Consider the following 5,362-nt stretch of genomic DNA (forward strand, 5'->3'; position numbering starts at 1 on the left):
AAAGTTCTGGGTGATTGTTGAGGAGTTTTCTGGCTGTTTTCTGTTTTTGGATAAGGGTTACGTTAGTAGAGAACTTCAGGAGGAATTCCTGAAGTTTGGCGTTGTTTACACGCCGGTGAAGCGGGAGAATCAGGTTAGTAATCTGGAGGAGAAGAAGTTTTACAAGTACTTGTCTGACTTTCGCAGGAGGATTGAGACTTTGTTTTCGAAGTTTTCTGAGTTTCTTCTGAAGCCGAGCAGGAGTGTTAGTTTGAGGGGGTTGGTTGTCAGGATTTTAGGGGCGATTCTGGCCGTGAATCTGGACAGATTATACAACTTCACAGATGGTGGGAACTAGGGTGATGTATTTTGGAAATTTTTATTTAGGATTTGAAAAATAATAAAATAATAATAAGTTAAGTCACTCATCGGGGTGTAAATATGAGGGTAACAATTTACGATGACATCCAAACTATTGGTTGCTCAAAGATACATGTTCAAGAAGGACTAAAAAAACTATCAAGGGGGCCGTTTCGTGGAGACTTCCGAAGAGAATGTTATTGAACTTGAACGTGGATATCACCTTAAGCCCAAGGTTCAGTCAACGGGTAAAGAAGATGCAGAATTGTGGCTAGACCCAGAGAATGGGACGGTTTATCTTTTTGAGTGGAAGCCATATCTTCTAATAGGTGATCGAGAATTTATCTTACGCCTTTTTGATAAAAAAATAAAAGCCACGAAAATTACTCCTGAGATTTACATGGCAGAGTTTCAATTCGAGAACTATGTAGGTAAGAGTTTCATAGAGATTTATGAAAACGGTCAGCGAACACTCAAAAAGCCTATTGAAGTCCTTTCCACGAAAGTTCGTGAGATCATGAAGAGAAAGGGTCAGAACATCGTAGATGCTCATAAGAAGTTCTACAACGCTCTCTTTGAAGACATTTTAAGGGTCTCTTCATCTTTACCATTTTCTCTTTCTGCTCCGACAGCATTTGCAGCAGGAGAAGGAGAGGAACCGGTAAACGAGCTCTTTGCTTATCATTATCTTCGGTCAAATAAAGAACGCATTAAGGAAGCCTTTAAAACTGTGATAAAAAATGCCAAAAGAAAACTCATCATCGAAGAGGAATGGATTGAGCCCTATGAACTGGATGAGATAACTCCCGACACTATCGTTTCGATGATCCAAAACCCACAGTATTTAGCACCAGCGGGAGAAGGTGTATCAGTCGCTCAGCACCTTAATGGCTTTGCTCCAACCAAGGTTTTTGCTTTCAGGAAGTATGAGAACTTTGACACCCCAGAAAACCGCTTTGCAAAATATTTCCTCGACATGCTGATAGTGTGGGCAGAAAGAGTAATTGAAAGCTTTAGAGAAACTAAAGGGACAAATATGAACTCTATCCTTGAACTTTATGGAGAGCTTGAGTTTCTCAGAGCAGACCCCATATGGGAAGAAGTGGGGGAAATGACAGTGTTTCCATACACCTCACAGACCCTCCTCAAAGGTGATGGCTACAGAGACTTACTTGAGCTTTACCGTGAGTTTACGGCTTATGTCCCCTTCTTTGAAAGGCTTTGGACAGCTATCGAGAACAAAGATATTGCCACACTCTATGAGTACTGGGCATTCTTCAGACTTGTCAAAGAACTTAGTACAATTCTAGGAGAACCGAGATTTCACATTGGAGTGGACGTCAGTGGCATCCTTTCAGAGGGTCTAAATTCGTATGTATCTTTTGGAAAAGCATGGAGACTTTATTACAACAGGAAATTTCGGTCCAAGAGTTATTCAGTCCCCGTTAAGCCAGACTTTGCCCTTCTCAAGAACAAAAAGATTGTTGGAGTCTTTGATGCTAAATTTAAAGTCGAGATTCCACCAATTGAAGAGTTCGCAGATATGGACAAGGACATGGAACGAACCCCAGATCTTCAGACGTGGGCAAAGATCGAGGACATTTACAAGATGCACACTTACAGAGATGCCCTAAAATGCAGGTTCGCCATTGCAATCTATCTTGGCACTCAAACCAAATTTTTTGATGTTAATAATGGAAAAATTGAGAATATTTCTCTGGATGAAATTCTCACAGGTCAGATTGCTGGAGTTGGATACCTAAGTTTTGTCCCGGAGGTGAAAAAATGATTGAGGAGACTGAGCTTAGAGAATTGATTAGAGAATACTGCCGCACTGAATTCCAAAAGGCAAAAAAAGAATGGGCTGAGGTAAACATTAATGAATTTAGGAAAATTCTTGATGAAGTTAGATATACTGGCAATTATGAGCTTCTAAAACAGGCTATTCGCCGTCTGCATTCTGGTGCCTTTGTCCTCCAATACCATTTTAAATCAATAGCAGATTTGGAGAACCTCTGGCAGAATTTCCTCAAGGAGATCGTTGAAACTCGCCCGGAGGAGCTTTTAGAGAACATCGATGAACGTTTTGAAAAGTGGAAAAAGATAAAAGGGGTGGGAAAAGGCCTTATTTCCGAGGCACTAGCTTTTTATTATCCTAATTATTTTGTTCCTTGGAATAATGTTGTTGACTGGTATTTCCAAGAACTCGGATGGGGAAAGCCCACAAAATATTCAGAAGTTCTTTCCCGCCTTAGAGGACTGAGGGAAATTTTTGAAGAAGAGTGTAGTGATGAGAACGTTGATTTCGTGATAGTAGATCACTTTGGTTGGTGGCTTCAGGTGAAAGTAGCAACGAAAAACTTGTCAAAAAGGCTAGCATCTCTATTAAAAGAACGCAAAATGGCACATAAAGAGGAGTGGATCTTAAAAGAGAAAGAATTTAGAGAGTACCTTCAGAAGATAAAGGAATTAGCAAAGAAAGGTGACTCCATAACCGAAGAGGAGTTTAAAGAGCTTCTGAATACTGTCAACAAGATTCGTGACTTGTTAGACAGGGAGGTATTATGGTTATGGGGAAGTGCAAAGGCTCCAGTTGAGGTTGCACACGAAATATTATCTAGATCAGATTTTCGAGAACTAATGGAGATTGTGGAAGAAATTAACGACATAAAAGAGATCGAGATAGATCAGGAGATCTTCGAGCGTATTCTCCAAGTAATGAGCGCTCCCCACACCAAATTGTCCACACTAAGCTCTTGGCTATTTGTTTTTAATCCCAGGGTATTCTTTCCTATCAACAGTTATGTAATGAACGAGGAAGCACTTAAGAGATTGGAACTGGATAAGTTCTGGGTCGTTCAAAAATACAACAAAAAGAAACTTAGAAAAGTCACCGAGGAATATCTAAGGTTCCTAAGTGCTTTGAATATTGCTATTGAGGAGGCTGAGGTCGAGGACATGAGTGAGGCATTGTTTTATTTCACTAAGGGAACAGGACCCAAGGGCAAATCCATTACATTAAAGCGCTACTTTGATTCACGGGGATACAGTTATCCTCCTCATTTAGTTTCCCAGTTCTACGTTGCATTAAAAACGAAGGGCTTCGTAATCCTCTCAGGCCTAACCGGAACCGGGAAGACAAAAATTGCCCAGGAACTGGCTAAGTTACTTGACCCTTCACAAGAAAACTTCCTCTTTTTACCCGTCCGCCCGGATTGGCGTGATTCCAAGGCGCTCTTAGGATATTACAACCCGCTGACCGGCGAGTACCCTAGAACCAAGCTCCTCAACTTCATCTTAAAGGCCGTGGAAGACTACCAGAACAACGGCGTTAATGCGAAGCCCTACTTTGTCCTCTTAGACGAGATGAACCTAGCTCACGTTGAGTACTACTTTGCCGACTTCCTGAGCGTTTTGGAGAGTGGAAGAGAAGAAAATGGATTCACGAGGGAAAGCATAAAACTGCACGACAACAGTGAGGTTGAGACATTCGAAGGTATTCCAAGGGAGCTTAAACTCCCACCTAACCTCTACATCATTGGAACGGTTAACATGGATGAGACTACTTACGCCTTCAGCCCAAAAGTACTTGATAGGGCCTTTGTGGTGGAGTTTCACGACGTCGACCTCAAGAATTATCCGCCAGGGGAGGACAAAATATCACAAGAAGAACTTGAAAAAATAAGAGAATCCATCCTTAATGACTTAAGAAGGGGTGGAAAATTCTTAGCAGTCCGCAAGAAAGGAGAAGACGGCCAAGAAAAAGGTGATATTGAGGAAGCCCTTGAAAAGCTCAAAAATGCCAATAGTGGGAAATACTGGCAGATACTTCCTAAGCTGAATAAAGTCCTTGAACCCTACGATTTCCACTTCGGCTACCGTGTTGTTGATGAGATTGCACTCTTTTTCGAGAATTCTAAAGAGAGCCAAAAAAACGGAATCATTGACTTCAGGGGCGAGGATGAAATCTTCGACCTCGCCCTGCTCATGAAAGTCCTCCCCAAGTTCCACGGCAACAGAAAGAAGCTGGAAAAACCTCTACTCATAGTTTTGAAGTTAGCTAAGGATGGAGAGTTGGAAGGTACTGAATATCAGCTTAAAACTGAAGATCTCTTCAAAATGCTTTTTGAAGAGGATAAAGCTACAAAGAAACTTGGAGCAGTCGTCGAGAAAATGGGAAACATTGAAGACTACAAGTTTAAACACACTGCCAAGAAAGTCCTCCGCATGCTCAGGCAGCTCTACGAGATAGGCTTTGCGAGCTTCAGCTAGTTAGTCCTCTTCCGCTTTTTTGCTGTATTTTGTGCTTTATCCTTGGAAGACACTTCGTGAGAGGTCATGAGACCGGAAGTCTCGTGACCCACTTGAGAATCGAACTACCATTGCCCATTAGAGGTTTTTGCCGAATGTATCATAAAAAGCTTTATTAGAGCCTTAATGCATAATTGCTGGTTGAAAACGTCCTGTGGTGGCGGCCATGAGAAGGCGTAGGAATAGTTCGAATTTCGAACAGAACGAATGGGTCATGGGACATTTTGGTGATCCCGCGACCCATTATGAGGAAGAAACAAAAGAGCCGTATTTACCAGAAAATATGGAATTATTTATGGAGTTGTTCAGCAGAGCAATGGGAGCCTTGTTTAGGGAAATTGCAGGTTTTTCTGGTAGCCCCGCGGGGATTCGAACCCCGGTCGCGGGATCCAAAGTCCCGCATGCTTGGCCGCTACACCACGGGGCTGCGCCCAATCACTACTTTATGGATGCATTTATAAATTTTACTGCAGGAGAGGGCGTGTTTAGTTTCACCCCCTGTTATTTAAACAGTATTTGACTCTGAGGAGGATTTTCAGACCATAACACATTACCCCAAGCAGGATTCGGTTTACAGTAGTCTTTTTCAGTAAAACAGGGGATCCTACTGCCAAACCACGTTGTAAACGCACCCCAGAACCCCCTCATGAGGATTCCTATGCCTGTACTCTTCTTCAGAAAACACTCTGTCTCTCTTCTTACTACCAAAACC

Annotated in this window: 3 protein-coding genes, 1 tRNA gene and 1 pseudogene; 3 read left to right on the top strand and 2 right to left on the bottom strand. The window is 42.1% G+C overall.

What is annotated here, in order from left to right:
* The 3 genes and pseudogenes from THEPK_RS11670 to THEPK_RS11680 all read left to right on the top strand — a co-directional run.
* A pseudogene (locus THEPK_RS11670) lies at nt 1-337 on the top strand (IS982 family transposase); the annotation flags it as partial.
* Nucleotides 338-514: 177 nt separating this feature from the next.
* Nucleotides 515-2,128 (top strand): DUF2357 domain-containing protein, encoded by a 1,614-nt coding sequence (locus THEPK_RS11675; RefSeq protein ID WP_232194587.1) that lies wholly within the window; start codon nt 515-517, stop codon nt 2,126-2,128.
* Nucleotides 2,125-4,611, top strand: a complete 2,487-nt coding sequence (locus tag THEPK_RS11680) for an McrB family protein (RefSeq protein WP_232194588.1) — start codon at nt 2,125-2,127, stop codon at nt 4,609-4,611. The genes THEPK_RS11675 and THEPK_RS11680 overlap by 4 nt, the downstream gene beginning before the upstream one ends.
* Before the next feature lie 390 nt (nt 4,612-5,001).
* Here THEPK_RS11680 and THEPK_RS11685 read toward each other — a convergent pair.
* Both THEPK_RS11685 and THEPK_RS13705 read right to left on the bottom strand, forming a co-directional pair.
* Nucleotides 5,002-5,077: transfer RNA gene (locus tag THEPK_RS11685), tRNA-Gln, on the bottom strand.
* 64 nt (nt 5,078-5,141) lie between these two features.
* Nucleotides 5,142-5,264 (bottom strand): hypothetical protein, encoded by a 123-nt coding sequence (locus THEPK_RS13705; RefSeq protein ID WP_255346976.1) that lies wholly within the window; start codon nt 5,262-5,264, stop codon nt 5,142-5,144.
* Nucleotides 5,265-5,362: the final 98 nt, after the last annotated feature.

The sequence above is a fragment of the Thermococcus sp. PK genome (genome assembly GCF_000430485.1).
Lineage (GTDB): Archaea > Methanobacteriota_B > Thermococci > Thermococcales > Thermococcaceae > Thermococcus_A > Thermococcus_A bergensis.

What these genes read in the sequence shown, in the direction of transcription:
- THEPK_RS11680 (WP_232194588.1), top strand. Translation starts at nt 2,125, where the DNA reads ATGATTGAGGAGACTGAGCTTAGAGAATTGATTAGAGAATACTGCCGC.